The following is a 26,476-nucleotide window of genomic DNA, read 5'->3' as shown; positions in this document are numbered from 1 at the left end:
AATCTGCTATTAATGTAAAGATTGCGTTGGATACAATCAGATGGATGATTGGGAAGTTGGTCGCTTCTGGGATGAAAATGCTCCAGCTTGGACGGCTCTTGCACGTCAGGGTTATGATATTTACCGAAATTTAGTGAATACTCCAGCCTTTCTGGAAGTTCTACCGGACATTCAAGGGTTAGAGGGTTTAGATATTGGTTGCGGTGAAGGTTATAATACTCGCAAGTTAGCCAATTTAGGAGCTAACATGGTGGGAATTGATATTTCCTCAATCTTCATTCAAGAGGCAATTTCTCAAGAAAATATTGAACCGTTGGGGATTAAATTTCTAGTCGCCAGTGCGTTAGAACTGCCGTTTGAAGATCAAAGCTTTGACTTGGCAACGGCGTTTATGAGTTTAATGGATATGCCGAATAATGAAATTGCATTGCGTGAAGCGTTTCGGGTTCTCAAACCCGGAGGATTTTTGCAATTTTCTATTACTCATCCTTGTTTTGATACGCCGCATCGCAAACCTTTACGAGATGAAACGGGACGAACTTATGCCGTTGAAGTGGGAGGATATTTTGATAGAATCGATGGACAAATTGCTGAATGGATATTCAGTGCAGCGCCGAAAGATATCCAACAACAATGGCCTAAATTTCGGATTCCTGTGTATCATCGAACAATCAGCGAGTGGTTAAATTTACTGATTGATGTTGGTTTTGTTCTCGAAAAATTTGTTGAACCGAAAGCCAATGATGAAATTACCAGTCAATATCCACAGATCAAAGATGCACAGGTTGTCGCTTACTTTTTCCAGGTTCGGTGTCGTAAGCCGAGCTGAATTTCAATAATAAAAACCCGGTTTCTGATGACGAATCAAAACTTGAAGTCTTGAAGTTTCGTTGAGAAACCGGGTTGATTGGTAACTTCTGTTAGAATTAATCAAAAGAAATATATTCGGAGCGTACCCATCCCGTTAAACCATCAACCGAAGAAACATAATACCAGTTTTTTCCATCATTACTTTCACCTTTTTCGATCACTTCAACAGGCTCTCCATCTTGAAGGGAACCCAGGTAGGAAGCCAAGCTGGGAGTTGTGCGGAGGCCTACCGGACGCCCCCCTGTGCTGATGCGAGCGCCAACAGAGGGATTACCCGCCACAACCATTGTATTGTATTGTCTATTGCTGTTGACTTCTAAACAAGAAAACGGTAAATTGACGGTTCCCCAACCTTGTCCTGAAGCGGAAAAATCAGCAAAAACTTCTGCATAGGGTTGACCGTCCGTAAAGTTTCCATAGCGGCGGACTTTGTAGTAGCCTTGTTCTAAGGTTCCTACCCCTTCTCCAGAATTATTGTAGGTCAAACATTGAGCGTTTTTCAGATAAATATAGTCGGGGTTGCTGTAGAAAACTCTAGTGGCACCAACAGCAGAGGGCGTTAAGGTGCTGAATGCAGACAAACCTGTAATTGCGGTGCTAGCAAAAACAGTAGCTACTTTTCCTAATAATTGTCTCATTTTAGTTCTCCTTTGGTGGTGAAAAGGTGTGGACAGTTGAAAACTTGAGATGAGCAAAGCCGATCTATTTTTTAGGGATTAACTCATTGAAGATAGAGTCATCGGCAACAGGTGAGCAGTCATCAAACTTCGTAAACTTCTCGCAAAAGGCTTAATTTGTTACGAATCCTAAAAGTGTAGGTTTCCAAAGCTTCTAACTCTTCTTGAGTGATCATTAGATTTTGATCTTGTAACCATTTGAGTTGAGCTTGACGCATTTTAGTTTGGGGTTTTAATTTGGGTAGATCCTGGTTTTGGTACTCCCTGATTCGTTGTTCAGTCGCCGGAATTAATGTGGTAGTGTCCATAATATTTAGGGGTAAAGAGTTCAAATCATACGTGAAGTTTTCTGACTTTTAGAAGCAGCAGGAACAAGTTTTTTTAACTTAATCCACTCTCGAGACACCGAGGAAAATTTGCGATCGCTAATATCACGATAAATTGACATAAGACAATCTTTTCCTTTAAGTTGCAAAATTTCTGCTGAGAGTAACGCCGTTTTCACCTCGCCTAATTGGGTACGATACTGAAACTTATAGTTAGATAGGCTACGTTGAGATTGAAGTTGATTGATCAGGGTTTCGCGTTCTTCGGGGTTCACCCAAATCTTTAATTCTGTTGCCGTTTTTCCAATGATTTCATCATAGTAATAGCCGGTTGAACAACAAAAACATTGATTCGCTTCTAGATATCTTCCCTCCTGTAAAGTGCTGATGGTAATGGGGTAGGGATTTAAGTGAAAGGCTTTAGAAAATTTCTCTTCCGATAATCGGAGTGCAGATTCTAACCAGCTTTGACAACGAATTTCATCTTGACATTGCCGATTTTTCTCGTATAAAATTTGATTTTCTTGCTCAAGTCTAGAAACTAAACTGCGTTGTTTGATGTGAACATTAATGCGGGCGATCGCTTCTTCGTATTGTAGGGGTTTGGTAATATAATCTGCTGCTCCCAGGCTGAATCCTTTCAGTTTATCCACTGTATCAGTCAAGGCGGTCATTAAAATGACTGGAATAGATTTTGTCGCGTTTGAGGCTTTAATCTGACGACAAGTTTCAAATCCATCTATCCCCGGCATCATTATATCTAATAATATCAAATCGGGTGTAATTTTTTCCAGTCGCTTCAAACAACTTTCACCATCTTTTGCAATTAAAATTTTATAGCCAAAGTTTCTCAAAAAATCTGACAAAACCTTAATATTGGTCGGATTATCATCCACAATTAAAATCAGTTCTTGAGTGATAGATTCCATTGGCTGTCTCCCCATTTTAGTGATACTTCATGCCAGTATTCGGCGACTTTAATATAACTTTTGATTTTCCCAAGTGATACGGTAAGAGCGATTAAGTTATCATTTTTGATGATTTTTATATTTTCAAGGTCTCAAGCTTTTTATCTTAAAAATTTTAGATTTTTATTTGATTTTTTACTCGATCTGAATTGCCCGAAAATTTGATCGAATAGCCAGGGATTGAGTTTTATTTTTACGTAAGAGCTGATTCTATGTTCCCGGTGACTTCAGACTCTTGTTTAAATCGAGTGATGCACTCTGACACAGATAACTATCTTTCGTCATTTTTTTGCTTGGATACCAACTAATTAACGGTAAAGATTCAGAAGAATCTAGAGCAGCCAATTTAACTGTAGCTTCTGCTTTTTGTGGTGCAATCTGAGCATGAACACCAATTGTAGTAACCAAAGCAGTTGCAGTGAGCAAGATTTCAGTGAATGTGATTTTCATGGTTTTTATTCTCCTGAATACCTTCGGATAGTTGACGTTTGAACTGATTGCGTAAACCAGAAAATAACCAATAATGGTCTTGAATCGGTCTACAGCTTTAAACATTTTCCACTCCTCCAATTTTGGGGTTAAACATGAGCGATTTCAAGAAAAAAATGGGAGTTGCTTGTTGAACTCAAATCATACGGAAAGTAGAGTACAACTCCCATTAATAAGCACCTGAAATTAGTTATAGAGCGGCTCACCACTTGCCGTTCCATTTCCGTATTCTTGCATGTGTTCAACAAAGATGTCCCCGTCATTGCGGTTTCCTGGGGATAAGGTGAAAACCACATTATCCGTGTTGGCTTCACCTGCTTCTTGAGAAGCAAAAATTACAATTTCGTTATTGACAACTCCAGCTTGGTACATCTCTTCTAGAGTTTCAATTCCTAAAGATTCTGCTAAGTTAGTCAAGCGAGTGCTAACTGCATGAGCGCGACGTTCGGGAGTATAAGAACCTTTAGGATCACTAGACGAAAGTGTTTCTCTCCAGATAATTAAAGGTTCAGAAGCGGCTTGAACAACTTGGGTTTCAACTACTGGATAGTCACCTAATAGATCTGGATTATCCAAGTCGTAGGTTTCACGAACCACCATTGGAACCGTACCGTATTCGTCTTTTTCAGCGTTGATTTCAACCACTTCAAAAACGACCCGATCTCTTACATAGGTATTAGAAGGCTTGGCTTCTGCTTGGGAAACTGTACCGACTAAACCTGCGGTAATGATGGCGGAAGCAACGAATGCTTTGATGGTGATTTTCATGTTAGTTTACCTAGAGGTAATGTTCAGAGTAAGGAGTTGTTTGGCTTTGCGATACTTTTTAAGGTACGGCAAAATGAACAGTCTTGTCAGTAAGAACAAAGTGATGTGTTGCGAACTGATCTAGGTCTAGAGGTAAGGGGAAAGTAATCAAAAAGTGAGGGGGATCACAAAACGGAGGTGACAAACTCTCTTGTCTACTTCTGGGTTGTCGCTTAAGCGTTGCTCTTCTGGCTTTACCCCCAGCGACTTTTCCAACTTAGAAAAAAACGAGTTAGACTTTTCAAGGCTAGATTGGTAAAGTCATTGAGCCTTTGTAATTGGTAGGCAATTATTCTCATTTGTTGGCTTTCCATTCTTCTATATATACTTTGTTTCCCGATCTCCCATTGGCGATCGCACTGATCCACGCCAACGCCTGGCAAACCCTCTGAGAAACGGAAACCCAACTCACTCAACCTATTAAAAATCAACGCCTTGGCTTTCGGTCATTAACTTTTGTGGAAAGCAAATTATATTAAAGAAGCGACTGAATTATCTTTATGAAAAAAATATCCAGCATTCTAACAATCTTTCCCTTGTTAGATGTACTTCCCGAACATTTCCAGATTTTAATTACATATCCAGCTTTGCTAATTCTGTCAACAGTCCTTTGTATAGCACTGGCTTTAGTCTATAGAATTAATATAATCAAACCGCCTAAAAAACAGGCCAAAACAAAAACATTACGAATGAAAGAACAGTTAAATACGGCTTTACAACAAACGAATGATCAACTCGAAAAAAGACTTGAAGAACGATCGCAAGCTAAATTAGTCGCTGAAGCGGCTAACCAAGCGAAAAGTCAATTGATTGCTAATCTTAGCCCTGAGTTGAAAACATCTTTAAACACAATTTTAGCCTCTGCTCAAATCCTACAACGAGATCCCAATTTAAACTCGAAACAAAAAGAGAGTGTAGATGTGATTTATAATTGTGGTTTTCATCTACTTTTACTCATTGATGAAAGACTCGATATCTCAAAATCAAAGGTTGATCAAATAGAACTTGATGCCATTTTTGATCCCCAAAATATTATTGGATTTAGTGGAGATAAATGTAAAATTTTAGTCGTAGATGATTCCTCAGAAAATCGCTTAGTTCTCAAAAACTTACTGGAACTATGGGGCTTTACAGTTGAAGAAGCGAATAATGGACAGGAAGGATTAGAAAAAATAAAAGCCTTTCAACCGGATTTAGTCATTACAGATTTGATTATGCCTGTTTTAGATGGTTTAGAAATGGTCAAACAGTTACGTCTATCGCTTGAATATAACTATTTGCCTGTGATTGCCACTTCAGGAAGTGCATCAAATCAAGATCAAAAACTAGCTCTTGAAAACGGATGTAGTGACTGGATTACTAAACCCATTCAAGTAGATGAACTCTTGCAAAAGTTACAAACTTATTTGCAGTTAATCTGGATTTATGCAGAAGAAGATATCGTCGAAAAATAAGAGCTAGTATCTTCTGAGGCTTTTTGTAAATGCGGCTCAACTCGATTAACAATTTCACGATGTCAGCGATAAAAATGATCAAGATTTTCAGTATTTTTCAAGAAAGGGATAGTAATCACCATAATTCTTTTTTATACCGAAAAATTTACATCCTACTTCTTTTCTGTTTTCACCCCCTATTGAGCATCGTTTTTAATTGTATAAATTAAAATAGAGAAAAAATTGTCCGATCATAAAAGATTGAAAAATCCAGGAACTATTGATTAATGAATTTACCATCAAAACCCACAGGAGCAACAAACGAATTAGCCAAAGAACGTAACCGCGCAGCCGCAGAACGGACAATCGCCTCTTGGATTCAAAATAGTGTTACACTCATCGGTTTAGGCATAGCATTTGAGCAAATTTTTGAAGCTTTAGAAACAACATTCCCCCTACAAAGTCGGGTAATTATCCTCAAATATTCTCAAATCTTGGGATTAAGTTTAATAGCACTCGGAATCGCTTTGCTGATCATTGCCATCATCCAACATCGCATTATTATCAAATCTATCGAACGAGATAACTACATCTCAATCTCTAGTCGTCCTCTCAATATTGCCATTGGGAGTGCTGTATTCATCTTTGGTGTAGCAGCAGTGATTGTTATTTTGCTCTCATTCAATTTTTAACTACAAAGTCCTAATCAAAATTCCCATAAAAGCCATTATCCCAATGATCACTAACCCCAGTGCAACCGTTAATCCTAAAGATCGACGAGGCGTATAAATATAATCTCCACGACGCTGAATGTGTCGTAACTCATTGCGATGCTCTATAATCGCTGCAATCATCGCATAAATCCCCAAAGCAATAAAACTCAAACCCAAAGTACGCGACAAACGTATCGGATTAACCCGATCTGCCACATTTTGAAAACTTAAAATCGCGCTGACAATTCGATCAATCCCAAAGCCAAAACTAATTAGTGATAAACAAGTTCTAATCCAAGCCATTAACGTTCGTTCAGCCGCCGCTCGATTGCGTTCTTTTGCCAGTTCAGCTTGAGGATTCAGTGGAGGAGTTGGATGATCTTGCATCGTTATTACTACTTTTTCTGAGCCTTCCGAATCGCTAAATCTGGCTTACTTTGAGGAATTCAAACTGCACTATAGCAGTTTTCAGTTCTGTGAGGTACACCGATTGGGTAGAAACCCGGTTTCTAGCAGAAACCGGGTTTCTGGTTTGTACCTCATACGAGCGCACACCGCTATAATAATGATATTCACATCAAAAACAAACAGGTTATCCTTCATCATCCTTTAAGATATCTTCTAAAATTTCTGGAGTTAATCCTTTTGCAACCGCTTTTTGACCGATTTCACTCATCGTTTTTCGTAATTGATCAATAGCCGTTTGTTGGGACAGAATTTGAATTTTTAACAAAAAGGCAATTCGAGTTTCTATTTGTTGTTTTTCCTGTTCGTTAGCGTTGCGGTAACTTTCAGCAAGATCGGCTGGAACTTTGATGGTAATTTCTTCTCGGTATGTCATACTTATTTAGCCTGAATGATGATATCGTTTCTTCCATGATGTTTCTCTCAGTATAACAGGCGAGTTTTAAAATTAGTGCTTGAAAACCAAACTATCAAAGGCTAATTTTGCGGCACCAATAGCACCCGCTTGATTACCTAATTCTGCAATTAATAACTCTAATCCTACCCTAGAACTCGCTAACACTCGACGTTCAATTTCGGCAATCGTACTCGGTAAAAACAACTCTGCACCCGCACTAATTCCACCACCCAAAATAATCGCTTCAGGTGTTAAAATATAAATTAAACTCGCTAAACCTGCCCCCAATCTTCGGCCGTATTGCTGCCAATATTCTATCGCTTTTGTATCACCTAATTTTGCTTTAGCAGCCAGTTCAGCAGGTTCTAAACCCGTTTCTCGACGAATTGCTTGAACTGAGGCATACTGTTCTAAAGAGCCTTGATTTCCACTATTACAAACCGGGCCGTCAAAATTTAACGTAATTAATCCCAATTCTCCCGCAGTTCCTTGAGGCCCAACAAACAATTCACCATTCAGAATAATTGCCCCACCGACACCCGTCCCCAACGTTAAAAAAATCAGATTTTAAACCTTTTGCCCCGCCCCTAACCAAGCCTCTCCTAACCCCGCACAATTGGCATCATTTGCCATCACAACAGACAAACCTGTTTTAGCTTCAATCCAATCGGCTAACGGCACATTTTGCCAGTTTTTGAGATTAATCGCAATTTGAGAAATTCGCCCAGAAGCATCAACAGGCCCAGGTAAACCAATCCCAATTCCTTGAATAGATGGAACGTTTTGACTGATTTGGGCGATCGCATCTAACAAACCTAAACAAACTGCTTCTGGCGTTGCAGGTTGAGGAGTCGGAACCGTTAGAGATTGATGACAGTTTCCCAAAGCATCATAACGCCCCAATTTAATCGCCGATCCGCCCAAATCAACACCAATCACCTGAGATGAAATTTGCTGATCCTTCAATCTTACTCAACCTCATCGCGATCAATACTGGTAGTAAAAATCGGTTCAACCCGTATCGCCTTAATACTCGAAGGACGAACCACCATATATTCCCCTTGCATTGTTTTAATGGGAACATTCAGGAACTCATCGGAGGTATATTTAGGAATCAACACCTTTTGATACCAGACCTGAAACTCTTGAAGTGTAGAAAATCGTATTTCTTCCCGATGTCCCCCATCAATCATCAGGTATACTGCAAATGAACTCGGATTTGGCATAACCGTTCCCCAAACATCATAAATTCCTTCGTGTAGTCATTTTACCCCGCTCAGGGACTTCCTATATCACCAAAAATCAAAGGAACTGTAGGGGCGGGTTCCCCAAAAATCTATGTATCCCAGAAATAAGTTACATAAACCCGCCCCGGAGTCCGATGAAGTCAGAAGTCAGAAGTTTAGAAGGAAAGAAGTTGGCTGTGTTCAGGAATTCAGGAGTTCAGGAGGAAAGAATATTATATTTCCTATTCCAAGATTGCCTCTTGCCTCTTGCCTCTTGCCTCTTGCCTCTTGCCTCTTGCCTCTTGCCTCTTGCCTCTTGCCTCTTGCCTGTTGCCTGTTGCCTATTCCAAGATTGCCTCTTGCCTCTTGCCTATTGCCTCTTGCCTATTGCCTCTTGCCTATTGCCTCTTGCCTCTTGCCTTCTTCCATTGGCTGCAAAAGCTACAGTAAGTATTAAGTCAAACCAGTACCCTGACAATCGGGAGTTATCATTGACAACCAAACGAACAACCCAATTATAGAGAATCCATCAGGAATAACTATGCCTCGACGCAACGATATACATAAAATTCTGCTGTTAGGTTCTGGCCCGATTGTCATTGGACAAGCCTGCGAGTTTGACTACTCTGGAACCCAAGCCTGTAAAGCCTTGCGAGAAGAAGGATACGAAGTGGTGTTGGTCAACTCCAACCCCGCCACCATTATGACTGATCCCGAAACGGCGGAACGAACCTACATCGAACCCCTCGTTCCCGAAATTGTCGAAAAAGTCATTGAAAAAGAACGCCCCGACGCCTTACTTCCTACAATGGGGGGTCAAACCGCATTGAACCTAGCGGTGGCGTTAGCGAAAAATGGCGTTTTAGAAAAATACGGCGTTGAGTTAATTGGCGCTAAATTAGAAGCCATTGAAAAAGCCGAAGACAGGCTTCTCTTTAAGCAAGCGATGGAACGCATTGGTGTAGCTTGTTGTCCTTCTGGCATCGTCAATAACATGGAGGAAGCCAAGGTTGTCGCCCAACAAATTGGCTCTTATCCTCTAATTATTCGTCCGGCGTTTACAATGGGCGGAACAGGCGGCGGTATTGCTTACAACCAAGAAGAATATGAAGAACTCGCGGCGGGGGGTTTAGATGCGTCTCCGGTTTCTCAAATTCTCGTTGAACAATCTTTGATTGGTTGGAAAGAATTTGAACTGGAAGTAATGCGAGATCTTGCAGATAACGTTGTGATTATCTGTTCGATTGAAAATATTGACCCGATGGGAGTTCATACGGGAGATTCTATTACCGTTGCGCCTGCACAAACCCTCACCGATAAAGAATATCAACGACTGCGAGATGCGTCAATTAAAATTATTCGGGAAATCGGCGTTGAAACGGGCGGTTCTAACATTCAGTTTGCTATTAATCCCGTCACCGGGGATATGATTGTGATTGAGATGAACCCTCGGGTTTCTCGATCTTCGGCGTTAGCTTCTAAAGCAACAGGGTTTCCCATTGCTAAATTTGCCGCTAAATTATCGGTGGGTTATACACTCGATGAAATCAAAAATGACATCACCAAAAAAACACCCGCTTCCTTTGAACCCACGATTGATTATGTCGTGACAAAAATCCCCCGTTTCGCCTTTGAAAAGTTTCCCGGTTCTCAACCCACATTAACCACTCAAATGAAGTCTGTGGGCGAAGCAATGGCAATTGGGGGAACCTTTTGTGAGTCCTTTCAAAAAGCGTTACGAAGTCTGGAAACAGGTTTAGCAGGTTGGGGATGCGATCGCTCTGAAAAACTACCCAGTTTAGACAGTATCGCCGGATCATTACGCACGCCTCACCCCGAACGAATTTTAGCCGTTCGACACGCTTTGATGTTGGGAATGTCGGTAGAAGAAATCTACGAACTTACCGGAATTGATCCTTGGTTTTTAGATAAATTCCAAGAAATTTTAGACACCGAAAAGTTGATCAAACGCACGCCTTTAAAACAGTTAGATGCGGATCAACTTTTAGCAATTAAACGCCAGGGATTTAGCGATCGCCAAATTGCTTATGCCACCAAAACCACCGAAGATGAAGTGCGGGCTTATCGTTTACAATTAGCAGTTAAACCCGTTTACAAAATGGTCGATACTTGTGCGGCAGAATTTGAATCTAGAACGCCTTATTACTATTCAACCTATTGGGAAGAAGATGAAATTCTCCCCTCTGATAAACCGAAAGTAATGATTCTCGGTGGTGGCCCCAACCGCATCGGACAAGGGATTGAATTCGACTATTGCTGTTGTCATGCGTCCTATGCGTTACGGGCGGATGGCTATGAAACGATTATGGTGAATTCAAACCCAGAAACGGTTTCAACCGATTATGATACCAGCGATCGCCTCTATTTTGAACCCCTCACAAAAGAAGATGTGGTTAATATTATTGAGGCGGAAAAACCCATTGGAATTATCATTCAATTTGGCGGACAAACGCCTCTAAAATTAGCCGTTCCCCTGCAAAAATATCTCGAAGCCAACGCTGAAAAAAATCCCGATCTGAAAATTTGGGGAACTTCACCAGACTCAATTGACGCCGCAGAAGATCGAGAACGGTTTGAAAAGATATTGCGTCAATTAGACATTCAACAAGCAGAAAATGGGATGGCTCGCAATTATGAACAGTCATTAGCCATTGCTCGTCGGATTGGTTATCCTGTAGTTGTGCGTCCTTCTTATGTGTTGGGAGGACGGGCGATGGAAATTGTCTATTCCGATGAAGACTTAGAACGTTACATGATGTTTGCGGTTCAGATAGAACCCGATCACCCCATTTTAGTTGATAAATTCCTCGAAAATGCGATCGAAGTCGATGTTGATTCGATCACCGATCATACCGGAGAAGTGGTGATTGGGGGTATCATGGAACATATCGAACAAGCGGGGGTTCACTCGGGAGATTCAGCTTGTTCTATTCCCTATCAAACCTTACCTGAAAAAGCAGTTGAAACCATTCGTCGTCAAACCATTGAACTCGCCAAAGCGTTAAAAGTTGTCGGTTTGATGAATATTCAGTTTGCAGTTCAAGGCGAACAGGTTTATATTTTAGAAGCCAATCCTCGCGCCTCTCGAACCGTTCCTTTTGTTTCCAAAGCCATAGGAATTCCGTTAGCGAAAATCGCCTCTCGAGTCATGTCCGGTAAAACCTTAAAAGAGTTAGGATTTACCGAAGAGCAAGTACCCCCCTATGTGGCGGTGAAAGAAGCGGTTCTTCCCTTTGCCAAATTCCCCGGAACCGATGTATTGTTAGGCCCAGAAATGCGTTCAACTGGGGAAGTGATGGGAATTGATACCGAGTTTGGAAAAGCCTTTGCCAAAGCCGAACTCGCAGCAGGTCAGATTCTACCACTCTCAGGGACAGTATTTGTCTCGATGAATGACCGGGATAAAACGGCTGTTGTCCCGATTGTACGCGATTTTCTGGAGTTAGGCTTCAAAGTAACAGCGACAATGGGAACTCGTCGGGTATTGTGGGAACATGGTGTTAAAGTCGATTTAGAGTTGAAACTGCACGAAGGTCGTCCCCATGTGTTAGATGCGATGAAGAACCAAAACGTTCAAGTGGCACTGATTACGCCTTCAGGAGAAGAAGCCAGGGCGGATGGGCTTTTAATTCGTCGCACCGCCTTAGCCTACAAAATTCCGATTATTACCACTCTAGCTGGGGCGAGGGCGACGGTTGCTGCAATTCGGGCGATGAAGTTAGGGTCTATTGAGGTCAAAGCAATTCAGGATTACTATTAAAAGATAGCTTTAGGGGCGAGTTCTGCTTGACAGTGAACCGTAACCGCTAGGGGTAATTGATGAATTCCCCCTACAACTGATAACTGTACCGAACTCCCCCTACCCTGATAACAGAATAAATCAACTGACTACGCCCAACACCCTGCAAGTGAAATAATCTGGATATGTGATTATAGAAATTTTTGAGATGATAAACCGCCACATTTCCTCAATTCCAAAATCAGCTTATCTTCATATTCCCTTCTGTCGTCGCAGGTGCTTTTACTGTGATTTTGCCGTTTCTGTGGTGGGCGATCGCCGACGGGGTGAAAATGCAACTTGGATACAACAGTATGTTGAGGTGTTGTGTGAGGAAATTACCCAAGCCCCGGTTACAGATCAGCCTCTAGAAACGATTTTTTTTGGCGGGGGAACTCCTTCGCTGTTATCGGTGAGTCAGTTGGGTCAGATTTTGGACAGTCTTGATCAACGCTTGGGGATTGACTCTCAAGCTGAAATTTCGATGGAAATGGACCCGGACACCTTTGATCAAGATCACTTACAAGGGTTTGTGAATTTGGGGGTGAATCGGGTTAGTCTGGGAGTACAAGCGTTTCAGGATGAACTTTTAAAAGCTTGTGGGCGATCGCATACGGTGGCGGATGTCTGGACTGCTATTGAGTTGATTCACCGTGTTGGCGTTTCTAACTACAGTATTGATCTGATTTCTGGTTTACCTGATCAAACGATAGAACTTTGGCAACAATCTTTAGAACAGGTCTTAAAAATTAATCCGCCTCATGTGTCTCATTATGACTTGATTGTTGAACCGAAAACGGTGTTTGGCCGATATTATTCCCCTGGAGAGTCTCCCCTACCGAGTGATGAAACCACAGCCACGATGTATCGTCTGGCGCAAGAAACCTTGACTCAAGCCGGTTATCAGCATTATGAGATTTCAAATTATGCCCGATCTCGGATGCAGTGTCGTCATAATTTAGTTTACTGGCATTGTTTGCCTTATTATGGGTTTGGCATGGGGGCTGCCAGTTATTTACAAGGATATCGCCTCACCCGACCTCGACAAACTCAACTCTATTATCAATGGGTTCGCTCTGAAAATCAAAGTTCAAATGCTGAATGGATCAATACGGCTTGTGATCTTTTATTGGAAAGGCTGATGTTGGGGTTGCGTTTGGCTGAAGGGGTGAGTCTGGGTTGTTTGTCTGAAGAATTTGGACAGCAAACGGTTCAACAAATTTTGCAATGCTTGTATCCTTACCAGCAACAGGGATGGGTGGAAATTGTAGCCGTTGACGGCAATGATCAATCTAGAGATTTACAAGGCTATTTGAGATTAACCGATCCCAATGGGTTTTTATTTTCTAATACGATTTTAGCCAGTTTATTCAGCTATTTTAGTGATGCTGAAATTTCTTTGCAGTACAGTTAAGTCATAATTTAACCAGAACAGTTGTTCGGTGTTGCTTGATTAATCTAATTAAAAAAAATTCCTAAAAAGAATAAACAGCAAAAGAAAAATTTTTGATTAGGCATGGTAATTTATACCGTTTCCCTGTAGAGAGGAAGGCTAATTCTTCATCTCAGACTTAAGATAGAAATTCAGCCCGATCATCTTGCAGAATTGCTGGAAAGAGCAGTAGAATTGAAGCAAGGATTGACCATTACACAAAGTCTAGATGCCAGGGATCAAGACAGCGAGACAGGTCAGCCCCCAGGTTGGCAACAAAAAATTAAGTCAAACCGGGTTCAAATAAAAGACGAGATTCAACCTTTACTCGGACAGACAGGCGGAAATGCTGTGAGTCTGTCCGTTTGAGTGCAAGGTGAGATCAATAAACAGCTTGGATTACTTTTTCAAGGTTGAGAAGCTCAGAAAATCTAAGCGATTTTCAAACATCTCAATTTTTTTGAAATTATTTGGGAACACTCCTCAGTCAAATGAGGATATGGTGTGTCATAAAAACAACGTTTGAAATGAGGATTTCGACATGACATTAACATTGGATAAATTGCCGGCTAACTGTGAAACTAAGCTGCTTTGCTGCTACTCAAATAACAGTGATAAAGTGCAAGTCGTCCGAATTGGTAATATTCAAAATTGGTATTTAGAACGGGTTGTTTTTGCTGGAGAAGATTTTCTGTTTGAAGCCCCAACTGAAGGCGAATTAGAAGTTTACCAAGGTGACAGCGACGGCGTGAAATTACTCCAAAAGCATTTGTGCGAGGGTTTGCAGGTAGAAGAAGGGCTAGGATCAAAAGCCGCAAACGCTTAATATCCAAGCCCAAGAGTTGAAAAAAATGCGATCGCGCCTGTCGTGGTGTATTGGGTGGATACAGAAAAAGCGCGATCGCTCAAAGGGCTTACAGTATTAAAGTTGAGGAAAACTTGAGAAAAATATTTGATTGAGGGGTTGTCAATTCGTTATAGGTTGGGTTATAGTTATAGATATGCGACGCGGGGTAGAGCAGCCTGGTAGCTCGTCGGGCTCATAACCCGAAGGTCAGTGGTTCAAATCCGCTCCCCGCCACCAACAAGAAGACTGTCAAGAAAGCCCTAAAGCCAAACTGTGCTGAGGGCTTTTTGCGTCTGAGGTTGAGGTCTAGGGAAGTCAATTCTGGGAACGCGCGATCTTGTTGAGTCTAGAAACTTTGGCAGTGAGAAACGATCACGATAAACTGGATGTAATTCTGTTGCTGTCTAAGTTAAAGCTATGCCCGGAGCCGATCTTCCACCCAACTTCAATTCATCTGATCCAACTCCTCCAACAGATTCTCAGCTTTTAGAGTCTAATGAGACTTCAGCACCTTTGAGTCATTTGAGCCAGACGAGTGATGAGTATTACTCAGAAGATGAAGAATGGGAGACTGTTAATTTACCCGATGCTATCAGCGTTGATCAGCTTCCTGTTAGAGAGACTTCCGAGGAAGAAAGAAGCACTCCAGAAGTGATCGACGAGAGGCTCGCTTCTCGGGGAATAGAAGTAAGAGTAGGTGAAAGCGAAAATCTATCTCAATTGATTCAAGCCTTACACCAGTGTAATCAGGATTTAATTAATCGAGTCACTTCACTCGAAACCGAACTTGATGAATGCAAAAAGCAATTAAACGATCAAAATCATTTACTCAATCAACGCAATCAAGACTTAGTTTTTGCTCAAGATCAAGTCAGTCGTCTGTTTGGGAAGCTAGAACTGTCCAACCAAGTGATTCGACGCCAACAAGTGTTGGTTGAAACCCTAAGCGAACAATGGGAAACAAGCCAAACTCGTATGGCTCAGATGGAACGGGAATGTGCGATCGCTCAACAGCGCTACAATGAACAGTTCCATGAGTTAGTACAAGCTCAAAATGTCGGTCGAGAATTGCGATCGCGTTTGCATCGTCAGCAGCGTCATACCCTTCAGTTTAAAGCAGCGCTGGAGCGGTGTCTAGAAATGCAACCGCGATTAGACCAGGCTACCCAGACTGAACCCAAGACGACTTTAAATTTACCGAAGATTGAGAGTGTCAATCAAGCCGATAGTTCTAATCAGTCTCCTACAATGGAACTGTCCGCTTATCCAATTGCCGTTTCGAGATCTCAACCCGTTAAACCTTGGTCAGCCGATACTCAAACCGATAGTGATAGTGTAGAACGCCTAGATGAAATTGTCAGACAAGAACAAGAGTATGATGATTTTGATGAGGAACTCGTCGATGAATGGCTTGAGTTAGACGAAGCTGATTCAGCACAACCAGATGATTCAAGTCACTATCAACAGGATTTTCAAAATCCTCAGTTTTCAGAACGAGCCGATTTAGGGGAATTAGAAAGCTATTGGCATCTGAAAAATCCCAGCGATCCCACCTTAACATCAAATCCCTTTGAGGAAGCCGATGATCCATCTTCCCAACTTGATCAACTGTCTGGAATAGAACCTTCACCTCGGTTTGTAGAGGAGGAGTTAGATCGGATTCGGATTGAATACGCTTCCTCAACTATACCGAGTTTTGATCTACAAATGGGGAAATCCGGGTTTATCCCTTCACCCAATCAACCTCTTGATCAATTGCATCGCGGTTCCGACAAACAACAAGAAAGCGTTTCATCAACTCGCCGAACCGCCAACTCGCCAGCACCGTTAATTCAGCCGACTCGTCATCAAAAATTGCGATCGCTGGCTGCAATTGAACTCCCCAAATTTCCCCAATATAAGCCTGTTGAAAGAGTGGTGATCGCTTCTAACTATGAAGCTGAACCCTTTTAAAAAGAAGAAAAACCACGCTCGACACGAAGACACTAAGAATAAATCTTTGTGACGAGCGTGTCGAGCCTGGTGAGTTTCCCCATCACCTAAATGTCCTTACAGTTACAAAAAACCGTCAGAACGAATAATTGCTGTTGCATCAACTTCAAGTAAAGTGGCAATCAGTTGATTATTAACAGTAATTATGGTATTATTAGCATCTGGGTTAATTTGCAATTGGGAAAGGGTTAAACCTTCTGCTAAGACTAAGCGATCCTGTCCCACTTGAAAATCAGTAATCAGGTCTGAACCTGCATTTAATTCTAGGACAAAATAGTTATTTCCTTCGCCGCCTGTGAGGGTATCATTACCGTTACCTCCAACTAAGCTGTCATTGCCCATTTCTCCCAACAGCAAATCATCCCCACTACATCCTTTTAACAGGTCGTCATCTTTACCGCCATGTAAGATATCATTATCCTCCCCACCACAGAGGGTATCTTGACCTTCATCTCCGAATAGCAGGTCATTTCCCGCCCCGCCAGAGAGTTTATCCTGTTGACCATTCGCCCCGACAGAGGGAGAATCGCCATCATCGATTTGATCACCCCGCATGGTATCATTACCTTCACCGCCACAGAGGCTATCATTACCCAGATCGCCGAACATCAGATCATTTCCGGCTTCACCCCACAGCCAATCATGTTCTTTACCGCCGTGAACGGTATCGTCTCCTTCCCCTGCAACGAGGGTATCGTTGGCTTCGTTACCGTCCATGAAGTCATTTCCCTCGCCGCCAAATAACCAGTCTTCGCCGAAGATATCGCGGGTGAGGTGATCGGGGAGGTTGTTGGTTCCACCGAGAATGGTATCATTTCCCATATCCCCCACAACAGTATCATTACCCTGTTCACCCATCACCCAGTCATCATCTTTACCCCCGAAGGCTTCGTCATCGTTTTCACCCGTGTAAAGGGTATCTTGACCAAAACTTCCGACTAACCAATCATTATTTTCATTTCCATACAGAACATCTTGGTCGCCGCTATCACCAATAGGTTCTAAACCGCTAGGCCCAGCAATCAGGGTATCTTTACCGAGTTCACCCTTTAGGGTATCATTTCCTGTGGAAGTGAAGGCTAAATCATCTCCCAAGCCAGTGTAAATTAGATTATTTCCTTCTCCAGAAACGAGGGTATCGTTCCCCGCAGAAGCGGTAATGATATCATCGCTAAGAGTCCCCACTAACAGGTCAGCATTATCGGTACTGTTTAAATTGCTAGCTGTGACTTCTGGAGGAGTCGGGAGAATTTTTTCACCCAGTTGGGGCGGTTCGGGACAGTGACAACATTCGGTGTTGATAGTACCTCGTGGGTTAACAGTAATGGTAACGGTGGCAATATTGGATAAGTTGCCGTCTTGGTCTTCAACGGTGTAAGAAATAGTATCTGAACCAATGTATTCAGAATTGGGAGTATAGGTGAGTGTACCGTCTTGGTTGTTAACGACATTACCTTGGTTGGGTTCAGTGACAACAACAACACTACCGGGGTTTAAAGGGCTATCAGGATCTTGGTCGTTTTCGATAACATCAATAACAACGGTCGTATCTTGGGGTGTGTTGGGGGTATCATCGACTGCAACGGGGGCGTTACCCGGAGTGGGAGGTTCAGTTGGGGTAGGAACTGTAGGATTATCTTGAGGAACAGGTGGAATTTGGGGTGTATCCGTATCTCGGAAGTCTGGGATACCATCGTTATCGGTATCGGGAGTTGGAGTTCCGCCACTATTACCAAAACCGCCATTATTATTATCAACGGTATCGGGAATTCCGTCATTATCCGTATCATCTCCATTGATAACCCCATCGCCGTCGGGGTCTTCTAAACCGACTTCTTCGATATCGTTTAACCCGTCGTTATCGCTATCGAGGTCTTGATAGTCGGGAGTTCCGTCGTTGTCAGTATCAGGAGTCGGAGTTCCGCCAGTATTACCAAAACCGCCATCATTATTATCAACAATATCGGGAATACCATCACTATCAGTATCATCCCCCCCTATAACGCCATCGCCATCGGGGTCGGGTGAACCGCCTTCAATGACATCGTTTATTCCGTCGTTATCGCTATCGAGGTCACGGAAGTCGGGAACGTTATCACTATCGGTATCCGGTGGAATATTGGCTGTTCCTCCGTTGTCTGGGTCAACGCTATCAGCTAACCCATCGCCGTCTGTATCGGTATTCGCCCCATCTACTAAGCCATCGTTATCGGTGTCTGTTCCTCCCGCTTCAATGACATCGTTTATTCCGTCGTTGTCGCTGTCGAGGTCTTCAAAGTCGGAGGTATTATCGCTATCGGTATCAACCGGAGTATCGGTTTCACCGTCGCCATCATAGTCTACTTGACCGGACTCGGGAGGGTTTTCTAAGCTATCAGCAAAACCATTATTGCCAAAATCGTTTGTAGGGTCAATAACGCCATCGCCATCGGTATCCAGTTGGTTAATTTGGTCGAGAGGAAGTCCGCTTTCGTAGAGGTCGGGAATACTATCGTTATCGCTGTCGAGGTCGAGAACATTGGGAATATTATCGCCGTCTTTGTCTCCCTCGCCTTCATCAACATCGAGAACACCATCGTTATCATCGTCTAAGTCGTTAATATCGGGAATACCATCCCCATCACTATCAATATCTGGCGTAACAACGGTAATTTCAACTGTACCCGAAACTGTATTCACGCCATCACTGACATCGTAACTAAAGTTTCCTAAGTCATCGCTACCGTTGTAGTTGTCGGGGGCGCTATAAACCAGTCCTTGCAGTTCTTCGGGAGTTAGGCTATCCCCAATATTAACAACTGTTCCGTCTGTTTTGGAGATGGTTCCCAGTGTCGGTATTGAAGAAATGGTAATGGTTAAATTGTCGTTTTCATCGTCCGTTGGGGCGCTGAGTCCGAGGTTGTTATTATCGCTGGTGACATCAACTCGAATACTGTTACTTGAAACGGTTGGGGGTTGGTTAGTCGGTTGAGTTGGCGTTTCAAAACCACCGTCGCCATCAGGAAGGGTATCAATACTATCGGGAACACCATCCCCATCGGTATCTGTCGGGTCATCAATTTGACCATCTCCGTTAACATCGGGGGTTCCTTCTCCGGTGGGGAGTCCCGCTTCTACTCGGTCAGGAGTTCCATCGTTATTGCTGTCAATTTCTTGATAGTCGGGAGTTCCGTCTTGGTCAGCATCGGGTAAGGGGTCGTTGTTGGCGTCGCTGAAGCCGTTGTTATCATCAATGACATCAAGAATACCATCCCCATCACTATCGGAACCGTCAACAATACCGTTTCCATCTGTATCTACAACTGCGGGGTTTTGTCCGCCTTCGATGAGGTCGGAAATACCGTCGTTATCGCTATCGAGGTCACGGAAGTCCGCGACGCCATCGTTATCAATATCGGGAATAGTAACCGCAGTCCCACCGTTATCGGGGTCAACCGCATCTGCTAACCCATCCCCGTCTGTATCAATATTCGCCCCATCTATTAACCCATCACCATCGTTGTCTGTTCCTCCCGCTTCTAACACATCGGGAATACCATCGTTATCGCTATCGAGGTCTTGGAAGTCGGGAACCCCATCTTTGTCGGTATCAAGGGGGTCATCGGGTTGACCGTCGCCGTTGAGGTCAAGTTCACCGGAGTCTGGGGTCGTTTCCAAACTGTCAATAACGCCATTGTCCCCAAAAGTGTTAGTCGGGTCGATAACGCCGTCGCCATCGGTATCGACTTGGTTAATTTGGTCGGGGGTGAGTCCGCTTTCGTTGAGGTCAGGAATACCATCGTTATCGCTATCGAGGTCTAGACTGTCTGGGATACCGTCTCCGTCTGTGTCTCCGTCGCCTTCGTTGCTATCGAAAATTCCGTCGTTATCATCATCGAGGTCATTAATATCAGGAATTCCATCCCCATCGGTATCCGTATCGGGGCTAATAATGTCAATATTTACACTACCGGGAACGGTATTAACCCCATCGCTGACATTATAAGTAAAGCTTCCTAATTCATCGCTCCCGTTGTAGTTTTCAGGCGTGTTATAAAGCAGTCCGGCGAGTTCTTCGGAAGTGAGAGTATCACCAACTTTAATAACAGTACCGTCTGCTTTTGTAATGGTTCCTTTCGGTAAGGTTTGAACGGTGATGGTGAAAATATCGCCATCCTCATCAGTTGGGGCGGTTATTCCTAATTCGTTATCTTGGCTATTATTATTAACCCGAATACCGTTATCATAAACTTCAGGGGGATTGTTGGTCGTTGTACCAATACTAATATTAACAGTTGCGGGTGTATCTGCATAGTTGGTTCCATCAAACCCATTCCAACTAAAACTGGTATCTCCGTTAAAGTTTGCGTCGGGTGTAAAGACGATATTTCCTAACTGGCTGACATCTATTTCATCGTTAAGATTAACCTAATTTCCATTCAGAGTTAGGCTTCCATTTTCTGGGCGTGAAGTGATTTTAATTTTCGTTAGACTATCACCATCATCGTCAGTAAATTGATTGGTAAAGTCATCCGCAGTAAAGGGAATTGTATTGTCTTCTGTTCCCGTTTTAGCAATGTTGTTAACTATCGGAACATCATTAACACTGCTAACATTTATATTAACAGTTGCGGGTGTATCGGCGTAGCTGGTTCCATCAAACCCATTCCAGCCAAAACTGGTATCTCCGTTAAAGTTTGCGTCGGGTGTAAAGACGATATTTCCTAACTGGCTGACATCTATTTCATCATTAATACTAACCGAATTTCCATTCAGAGTTAGGCTTCCATTTTCTGGGCGTGAAGTGATTTTAATTTTCGTTAGACTATCACCATCATCGTCAGTAAATTGATTGGTAAAGTCATCCGCAGTAAAGGGAATTGTATTGTCTTCTGTCCCCGTTTTAGGAATGTTGTTAACTGTGGGAATATCATTGACACTACTGACATTTATATTAACAGTTCCGGGTGTATCAGCATAGCTATTTCCATCAAACCCATTCCAGCCAAAACTGGTATTTCCGTTAAAGTTGGCGTTGGGTGTAAAGACGAGATTTCCTAAGTCGTTAACATTGATTTCATCATCGATATTAACGGCAGTTCCATTCAGAGTTAGGGTTCCATTTTCTGGGCGTGAAGTGATTTGAATTTTCGTTAGACTCTCGCCATCTATATCAGAAAATTGACTGGTAAAGTCATCCGCAGTAAAAGGAATTATGTTGTCTTCTGTTCCCGTTTTAGCAATGTTGTTAACTGTGGGAACATCATTAACACTACTGACATTTATATTAACGGTTCCGGGAGTATCAGCATAGCTAGTTCCATCAAACCCATTCCAACCAAAACTGGTATCTCCGTTAAAGTTAGCGTTGGGTGTAAATACCAGATTTCCTAACTGTGTAACCTCTATTTCATCCTCAGCATTTACTGGATTTCCATTCAGAGTTAGAGTTCCATTATTTGGTAATGAGGTGATTTGAATTTTCGTTAGACTATCACCATCATCGTCAGTAAATTGACTGGTAAAGTCCGTCGCCGTAAAGGGAATTGTATTGTCTTCTGTCCCCGTTTTAGCAATGTTGCTAACCGTCGGAGTATTGTTAATATTAACCCTAATAAAACCATTTCCTATTAAAAGATTACCCGTACCTTGATCACCTGTATTCCCATCATTAATTGTATAATCAATCTGAACAGTAGTTTGTGAAGTTGCACTGTTATTTGAATAGGTGATTTGTTGGAGAACTTGATCAACTAAGTCACCTGTTGCACTATCATTAAAAGTTAGCGTTAAAGTTCCGCCACTATTCGTTGTAACCGTTCCAACTGTAACACCATCAACAACAAGATTTCCTCCTTCTGTTAAAGCATTTAATGTTCCACTATTACCAAAAACATCCTCACTATTTGCTCCGCCATTTCGTTCTAAAGTAAGAGTAGCTTCATTATAGTTAGTATTATCAAGTTCAGGGTCAGTAATGGTTGCATCGCTATCAAGAACTACAGCATCTCCACCTGTGCTAAAAGTAGGAGTAGCATCAAGTCCGTCGAAACTGGGTTCATCATTAATCGTAACAATATTAATCGTTGTTGTTGCAGTATTTCCCTGATTACCATCAACATCAGTCAGAAATATCTCTATTTTTTTAGATCCTGTATCGGGTGCATTGCTGGTATTATTAAACTGAATTGCTTCTAATGCTAACTCCCAATTTTCTGGGGTAATGTCAGCAGTTGCACTTAACGTTAGGACAATATTACCCGCAGCATCTGTAGTTTGAGTTGAGGTTATTCCGGTTGGTAAAGTCCCGATGACAAACTCATCGCCATCTTGTGTATTTGTAATGGTAATTGTTGCGCTTCTAATCTGATTTGGTGTATCAAAATCTTTAATCAGAATATCTGCGGTTTCATCTGTTGAATTATTCGCTTCTACAATACCAATACCACCGTTATCTTCGGTGAATTCTGTTTCGTAGTTAGGACTACCTGCACCAGAATTATTATCACCATCTAAATCAATTAATGGAATAACAAAAGGCGATAATTGAGTGGGATCACTCACACCATCATTATTAAATGTTGGTTGGTTATTATTGGTATTTGTGATTTCTGTAGCAACTGGATTATTTTGATTATAGTTATTTATTTTATACAGTTTCGCTTGAGCATTGCTACTAACATATAGCTCTCCACCAGAAGCTGTCCAAGCAGCACCATAACCACCCGAATTATTTGCTAAACCAGATATAGTTTTTTGCGTAACTGTATTAGTGTTGATATCCCAAATATATAAATTGTTATCTCTGACTCCATAGAGAAAGTTATCGATGAGAACAAGATCGGCAACATTGACATTATCTGGTACGTTATTATTTGGATCTGCAAAAGTGATAGTTGAAGCTGTGTTATTTGTCAGATTTACTCTTGTTAAATTTGGGGATTGATCTTGAATCCATAAGTAGCTTATATTATTAACACTATCATACTGAAATTCACCTGCATTATTTTGTGTCCCGGTTACTGTTATATTGAGATCCTCAATAGAACCATCAGAATTAATCCGAATAATTTTGTTGAGAATACTTCCCTCAGTACCGACTCCATAAATAAAGTTATCTTGTGTATTAAAACCCGTACCATTATAAGATTCTTGATCTGCTCCAATATTCTCATATAGACCTGTCAACGGGTTTAAGAGTTTGAGTTGACCTGAAATAACCTGATAAAAAGCTGGATATTCCGCAAAAGGTGTAGGGGCAAGAACCTGATTCCATTGCGTTTTAATCTGAGAATTAAAAGCTAAATTAATGTTAAATTCAGAGGTTTTAACGTCTAATTCCCAAGTTCCTCCTAATGCTGAATGTCCGATTTTATGAGTAGATGCAGCAATTTCTGCGCCTGTAATTTTGTGTAATTTTTCAATCAATTCTAGACCGGCATCTCCCTCGGCAACGTTACACCCATAAATAAAAATTGATTTGACTGACCAAATTTTAAGTTGATCTGTATAATATTGGAGAGTATCTAGACTTAACTGACGATTTCCCAGATATAAACAACCCGGTGAACCATGAGCAACAATATTAACTTCTGAATAGTTTTTTTGGGCTATATATTGAGTGATTTGCTGAATTCCATCCTGTTCTGAATTGAGAACTTTAACTGTAGCGTTGCAAGTAACAGCTTGAACTAAGTAATGATAATCCTGAACGTTTGAGTCTATAAAAATGATGCTTTTCATGGATTTAAATGTTTGAGATGCACATAGATCAGAAGCTTCAGAAGAAACTGAATTAGCAGTTTTATTTGATAGATACATGGTAGATACTCCTGGAAATTGAGTTGATTTATTTTCTTTTTAAATCAAAATCTCTTGCTTTAACCCGTCGTGGGTTGCAGAGTTTCTTTGAATGCTAAAACACAATCATAAATAACTGTAGATGCAGATGTTTTTAGGATTAATGAGCTGCTCGCCTTTTAAATCAACACCTGAAAAAGAATCCCTAATTAAAGTTAACCTTAAGTTACAGAAAAATCTAAACTGAGAACTTTATCCTTTACCAACTTCCCTCTATCTCAATCTAACATTTTAACTTAAGTTCGTCCTCTGTAAATTTACAGAATTTTACGGGTTTAAACTTTTTGAGTTTATCCGTAAATTTACGGAGTATGAGTCTTTTTTGACAAACCGTTAATTTTTGGATTATTATTTTTACTGATGATATAACTGAAGTTTTGGATAATGAATTTACTTTAGGGCTATAAATTACTGAAAGTTACTACAATTGACTAGAACCCCAGGTAATCAATTTTACCGTAGAACAAGTTCAAAAAAGTTTACAGTTTATCCCCGAGAAAGTTTAAGTATCATTAAGGTAATTATTGAATTTGCCCTCGGAGTAAATGCTGACTAAACTCACGCCTTCTAGTTCGAGAAAAAGATCACAACTGACTAAAAAAGTTTGCTTTTCATTAATTTTCGGTAAAATTGACACTGTATTCTCATATTTCTCGATTTTCTGCATACATTTTGTCTATTGTAGCAATCAAGTGAACCAAGACTCAACCTATGACCTTTATCTCAGTTACCTACGCTCTATTTTTACTCATTTTGTTTGGAGTTTACTGGATTGTCCCTTGGCAATCTTGGCGACTCCTGACGTTGTTAGCTGCTAGTCTAATTTTTTATGGGACTTTACAGATTCAATATATTCCATTGCTACTCCTGTCTATTCTGTTTAATTTTGGCTTGGCTTTAGCAATTGGTGAACCGCTTGACTGGCGAATTGCTAATGAAGCTTGGAATAGTCGGCGTTTGATTTTACTATGGATTGGTATTATTGTTAATGTCTTTCTTCTGTTGGGCTTTAAATATTTACCGTTTATTTTTAATATTGTAGGAGAAACTTTTCAACTTCCTCTATTTCTTGACCGTGCAAGTTGGTTAGATAATAATCTGATTGCACCACTCGGATTAAGTTTTTTCTGTTTTGAAATTATCGCTTATTTAATTGATGTTTATCGAGGCGCACCCGCAGCAACTTCTTTTCTATCCTTTACCTCTTATAAATTCTTTTTTCCCAAACTGATTTCCGGGCCAATTACCCGCTATCATCATCTCGAACATCAACTCAAAAACCTAAAGTTTCCCCTGACCGAACAAATCGCCGATGGACTCTGGTTAATTGCCCGAGGTGCGGTTAAAAAAGGCTTATTTGCTGACCGAATTGGGATTTTAGTTGACTTGAGTTTTAGTAATTTACAACGGGCTGGAAGTGTAGATTTATGGTTAGCAACCTTTGCCTATGGATTACAACTTTATCTCGATTTTAGCGGTTATATTGACTTAGCGAGAGGAAGTGCATTATTACTCGGTTTAAGTCTGCCTGAAAATTTTGACGCACCTTATTTTACCACAAGTATAGCTGACTTTTGGCGACGTTGGCATATGACGTTAGGAGACTGGTTGCGAAATTATTTATACTTTCCCTTGGGAGGCTCTAGAGTCGGATTAATTCGTACTTGTCTCAATTTATTAATTGTAATGTTAATCGCTGGAATTTGGCATGGTGCGGCTTGGGGTTTTATTGTTTGGGGAATTTTACATGGTTTAGCATTAATTATTCATCGCCTGACAGATGTGTTGTCAAAACAATTTGATATTGCCTGGATTTGGAAAAGGTTTCCGGGTATGATTTTTGCTTGGTTTTTAACCCAATTTATGGTCTTTTTTACTTGGATATTTTTTAGAGTTCCCAATTTGAAAGACGCTATGTTTGTTGTTAACAATTTATGGAATCATCCGGCTGACATCCAATTTTCCCATAAAGTTTATGTAGAATCTTTAGGACTCGAACGAAGTAATGTTGTTTTTTTACTCTTATCCGTTTTTGTTTTAATGGGATTATCTACTTTGTTGAACCGAGGATTAAAATTACAGCTTAATTGGCCTCTAAAACTTTTACTTGCACCCCTTTGTTTTCTGGCTGTTTGGTTACTTGCACCTGAAGGAGTATTACCTTATATTTACTTTGATTTTTAGCCGCTAAGGGTG

At 41.3% G+C, this 26,476-nt stretch carries 19 protein-coding genes, 1 tRNA gene and 1 pseudogene; 10 read left to right on the top strand and 11 right to left on the bottom strand.

Features of this window, described 5'->3' with window-relative positions; genetic code table 11:
- Window positions 1–40: 40 nt before the first annotated feature.
- On the top strand, window positions 41–829 hold the full coding sequence (locus tag WN50_RS27895) for a class I SAM-dependent methyltransferase (protein ID WP_046276569.1): 789 nt from the start codon (window positions 41–43) through the stop codon (window positions 827–829).
- 97 nt (window positions 830–926) lie between these two features.
- Here the strand turns inward: WN50_RS27895 and WN50_RS27890 are convergent, their stop codons facing one another.
- From WN50_RS27890 to WN50_RS27870, 5 genes are all read right to left on the bottom strand, one after another.
- On the bottom strand, window positions 927–1,508 hold the full coding sequence (locus WN50_RS27890) for an SH3 domain-containing protein (RefSeq protein ID WP_046276568.1): 582 nt from the start codon (window positions 1,506–1,508) through the stop codon (window positions 927–929).
- A gap of 122 nt (window positions 1,509–1,630) precedes the next feature.
- Window positions 1,631–1,855 (bottom strand): hypothetical protein, encoded by a 225-nt coding sequence (locus tag WN50_RS27885; RefSeq protein ID WP_152964949.1) that lies wholly within the window; start codon window positions 1,853–1,855, stop codon window positions 1,631–1,633.
- A gap of 20 nt (window positions 1,856–1,875) precedes the next feature.
- Complete coding sequence (locus WN50_RS27880; protein ID WP_049561406.1) at window positions 1,876–2,802, bottom strand: response regulator; 927 nt, start codon at window positions 2,800–2,802, stop codon at window positions 1,876–1,878.
- A gap of 249 nt (window positions 2,803–3,051) precedes the next feature.
- On the bottom strand, window positions 3,052–3,291 hold the full coding sequence (locus tag WN50_RS27875; protein WP_046276566.1) for a hypothetical protein: 240 nt from the start codon (window positions 3,289–3,291) through the stop codon (window positions 3,052–3,054).
- Window positions 3,292–3,516: 225 nt separating this feature from the next.
- Entirely contained in the window at window positions 3,517–4,098 is a 582-nt protein-coding gene (locus WN50_RS27870) for a COP23 domain-containing protein (RefSeq protein ID WP_049561401.1), read from the bottom strand.
- Between the two features lie 539 nt (window positions 4,099–4,637).
- Between WN50_RS27870 and WN50_RS27865 the strand changes: the two genes are divergently transcribed.
- Entirely contained in the window at window positions 4,638–5,591 is a 954-nt protein-coding gene (locus WN50_RS27865) for a response regulator (RefSeq protein ID WP_046276565.1), read from the top strand.
- Window positions 5,592–5,857: 266 nt separating this feature from the next.
- The gene (locus tag WN50_RS27860) at window positions 5,858–6,262 is read left to right on the top strand and encodes a YidH family protein (RefSeq protein WP_046276564.1); all 405 of its coding nucleotides are present in this window, start codon (window positions 5,858–5,860) and stop codon (window positions 6,260–6,262) included.
- Here the strand turns inward: WN50_RS27860 and WN50_RS27855 are convergent, their stop codons facing one another.
- From WN50_RS27855 to WN50_RS27840, 4 genes and pseudogenes are all read right to left on the bottom strand, one after another.
- On the bottom strand, window positions 6,263–6,670 hold the full coding sequence (locus WN50_RS27855; protein WP_046276563.1) for a YidH family protein: 408 nt from the start codon (window positions 6,668–6,670) through the stop codon (window positions 6,263–6,265).
- A gap of 205 nt (window positions 6,671–6,875) precedes the next feature.
- Window positions 6,876–7,124 carry a hypothetical protein gene (locus tag WN50_RS27850; RefSeq protein WP_046276562.1) on the bottom strand — a complete coding sequence of 83 codons (249 nt, stop codon included), beginning with the start codon at window positions 7,122–7,124 and terminating at the stop codon, window positions 6,876–6,878.
- 72 nt (window positions 7,125–7,196) lie between these two features.
- Window positions 7,197–8,096: pseudogene (locus WN50_RS27845) on the bottom strand (ROK family protein).
- A 17-nt stretch (window positions 8,097–8,113) separates the two neighbouring features.
- Window positions 8,114–8,371, bottom strand: coding sequence for a hypothetical protein (locus tag WN50_RS27840; protein WP_046276560.1), 258 nt, complete (start codon window positions 8,369–8,371; stop codon window positions 8,114–8,116).
- 541 nt (window positions 8,372–8,912) lie between these two features.
- On the opposite strand from WN50_RS27840, the gene carB reads away from it, so the two are divergent.
- From carB to WN50_RS27810, 6 genes are all read left to right on the top strand, one after another.
- Entirely contained in the window at window positions 8,913–12,152 is a 3,240-nt protein-coding gene (gene carB / locus WN50_RS27835; protein WP_046277674.1) for a carbamoyl-phosphate synthase large subunit, read from the top strand.
- A gap of 187 nt (window positions 12,153–12,339) precedes the next feature.
- The gene (gene hemW, locus WN50_RS27830; RefSeq protein WP_046277677.1) at window positions 12,340–13,584 is read left to right on the top strand and encodes a radical SAM family heme chaperone HemW; all 1,245 of its coding nucleotides are present in this window, start codon (window positions 12,340–12,342) and stop codon (window positions 13,582–13,584) included.
- Window positions 13,585–13,809: 225 nt separating this feature from the next.
- Entirely contained in the window at window positions 13,810–13,971 is a 162-nt protein-coding gene (locus WN50_RS27825) for a hypothetical protein (protein WP_235441153.1), read from the top strand.
- Between the two features lie 172 nt (window positions 13,972–14,143).
- Window positions 14,144–14,428 carry a DUF1830 domain-containing protein gene (locus WN50_RS27820; protein WP_046277672.1) on the top strand — a complete coding sequence of 95 codons (285 nt, stop codon included), beginning with the start codon at window positions 14,144–14,146 and terminating at the stop codon, window positions 14,426–14,428.
- A 181-nt stretch (window positions 14,429–14,609) separates the two neighbouring features.
- Window positions 14,610–14,686, top strand: a tRNA-Met gene (locus WN50_RS27815).
- 180 nt (window positions 14,687–14,866) lie between these two features.
- On the top strand, window positions 14,867–16,402 hold the full coding sequence (locus tag WN50_RS27810) for a hypothetical protein (RefSeq protein WP_046277671.1): 1,536 nt from the start codon (window positions 14,867–14,869) through the stop codon (window positions 16,400–16,402).
- Window positions 16,403–16,504: 102 nt separating this feature from the next.
- Here WN50_RS27810 and WN50_RS27805 read toward each other — a convergent pair whose 3' ends face one another.
- Together WN50_RS27805 and WN50_RS27800 are read right to left on the bottom strand one after the other, a co-directional pair.
- Window positions 16,505–20,098 (bottom strand): Ig-like domain-containing protein, encoded by a 3,594-nt coding sequence (locus tag WN50_RS27805; protein WP_046277670.1) that lies wholly within the window; start codon window positions 20,096–20,098, stop codon window positions 16,505–16,507.
- Window positions 20,099–20,848: 750 nt separating this feature from the next.
- Window positions 20,849–24,163 (bottom strand): DUF4347 domain-containing protein, encoded by a 3,315-nt coding sequence (locus WN50_RS27800; protein ID WP_160315452.1) that lies wholly within the window; start codon window positions 24,161–24,163, stop codon window positions 20,849–20,851.
- Window positions 24,164–24,991: 828 nt separating this feature from the next.
- On the opposite strand from WN50_RS27800, the gene WN50_RS27795 reads away from it, so the two are divergent.
- Window positions 24,992–26,464, top strand: coding sequence for an MBOAT family O-acyltransferase (locus WN50_RS27795; RefSeq protein ID WP_046277668.1), 1,473 nt, complete (start codon window positions 24,992–24,994; stop codon window positions 26,462–26,464).
- Window positions 26,465–26,476: the final 12 nt, after the last annotated feature.

The sequence above is a fragment of the Limnoraphis robusta CS-951 genome, assembly GCF_000972705.2.
This window is presented reverse-complemented; position numbering and strand designations above follow the sequence as displayed.

Bases quoted from the DNA above. Each gene is read 5' to 3' on its own strand.
- WN50_RS27870 (WP_049561401.1), bottom strand. From the start codon at position 4,098: ATGAAAATCACCATCAAAGCATTCGTTGCTTCCGCCATCATTACCGCA.
- WN50_RS27850 (WP_046276562.1), bottom strand. From the start codon at position 7,124: ATGACATACCGAGAAGAAATTACCATCAAAGTTCCAGCCGATCTTGCT.
- hemW (WP_046277677.1), top strand. From the start codon at position 12,340: ATGATAAACCGCCACATTTCCTCAATTCCAAAATCAGCTTATCTTCAT.
- WN50_RS27885 (WP_152964949.1), bottom strand. From the start codon at position 1,855: ATGGACACTACCACATTAATTCCGGCGACTGAACAACGAATCAGGGAG.
- WN50_RS27800 (WP_160315452.1), bottom strand. From the start codon at position 24,163: ATGAAAAGCATCATTTTTATAGACTCAAACGTTCAGGATTATCATTAC.
- WN50_RS27820 (WP_046277672.1), top strand. From the start codon at position 14,144: ATGACATTAACATTGGATAAATTGCCGGCTAACTGTGAAACTAAGCTG.
- carB (WP_046277674.1), top strand. From the start codon at position 8,913: ATGCCTCGACGCAACGATATACATAAAATTCTGCTGTTAGGTTCTGGC.
- WN50_RS27840 (WP_046276560.1), bottom strand. From the start codon at position 8,371: ATGCCAAATCCGAGTTCATTTGCAGTATACCTGATGATTGATGGGGGA.
- WN50_RS27795 (WP_046277668.1), top strand. From the start codon at position 24,992: ATGACCTTTATCTCAGTTACCTACGCTCTATTTTTACTCATTTTGTTT.
- WN50_RS27875 (WP_046276566.1), bottom strand. From the start codon at position 3,291: ATGAAAATCACATTCACTGAAATCTTGCTCACTGCAACTGCTTTGGTT.
- WN50_RS27860 (WP_046276564.1), top strand. From the start codon at position 5,858: ATGAATTTACCATCAAAACCCACAGGAGCAACAAACGAATTAGCCAAA.
- WN50_RS27880 (WP_049561406.1), bottom strand. From the start codon at position 2,802: ATGGAATCTATCACTCAAGAACTGATTTTAATTGTGGATGATAATCCG.
- WN50_RS27865 (WP_046276565.1), top strand. From the start codon at position 4,638: ATGAAAAAAATATCCAGCATTCTAACAATCTTTCCCTTGTTAGATGTA.
- WN50_RS27855 (WP_046276563.1), bottom strand. From the start codon at position 6,670: ATGCAAGATCATCCAACTCCTCCACTGAATCCTCAAGCTGAACTGGCA.
- WN50_RS27810 (WP_046277671.1), top strand. From the start codon at position 14,867: ATGCCCGGAGCCGATCTTCCACCCAACTTCAATTCATCTGATCCAACT.
- WN50_RS27890 (WP_046276568.1), bottom strand. From the start codon at position 1,508: ATGAGACAATTATTAGGAAAAGTAGCTACTGTTTTTGCTAGCACCGCA.
- WN50_RS27895 (WP_046276569.1), top strand. From the start codon at position 41: ATGGATGATTGGGAAGTTGGTCGCTTCTGGGATGAAAATGCTCCAGCT.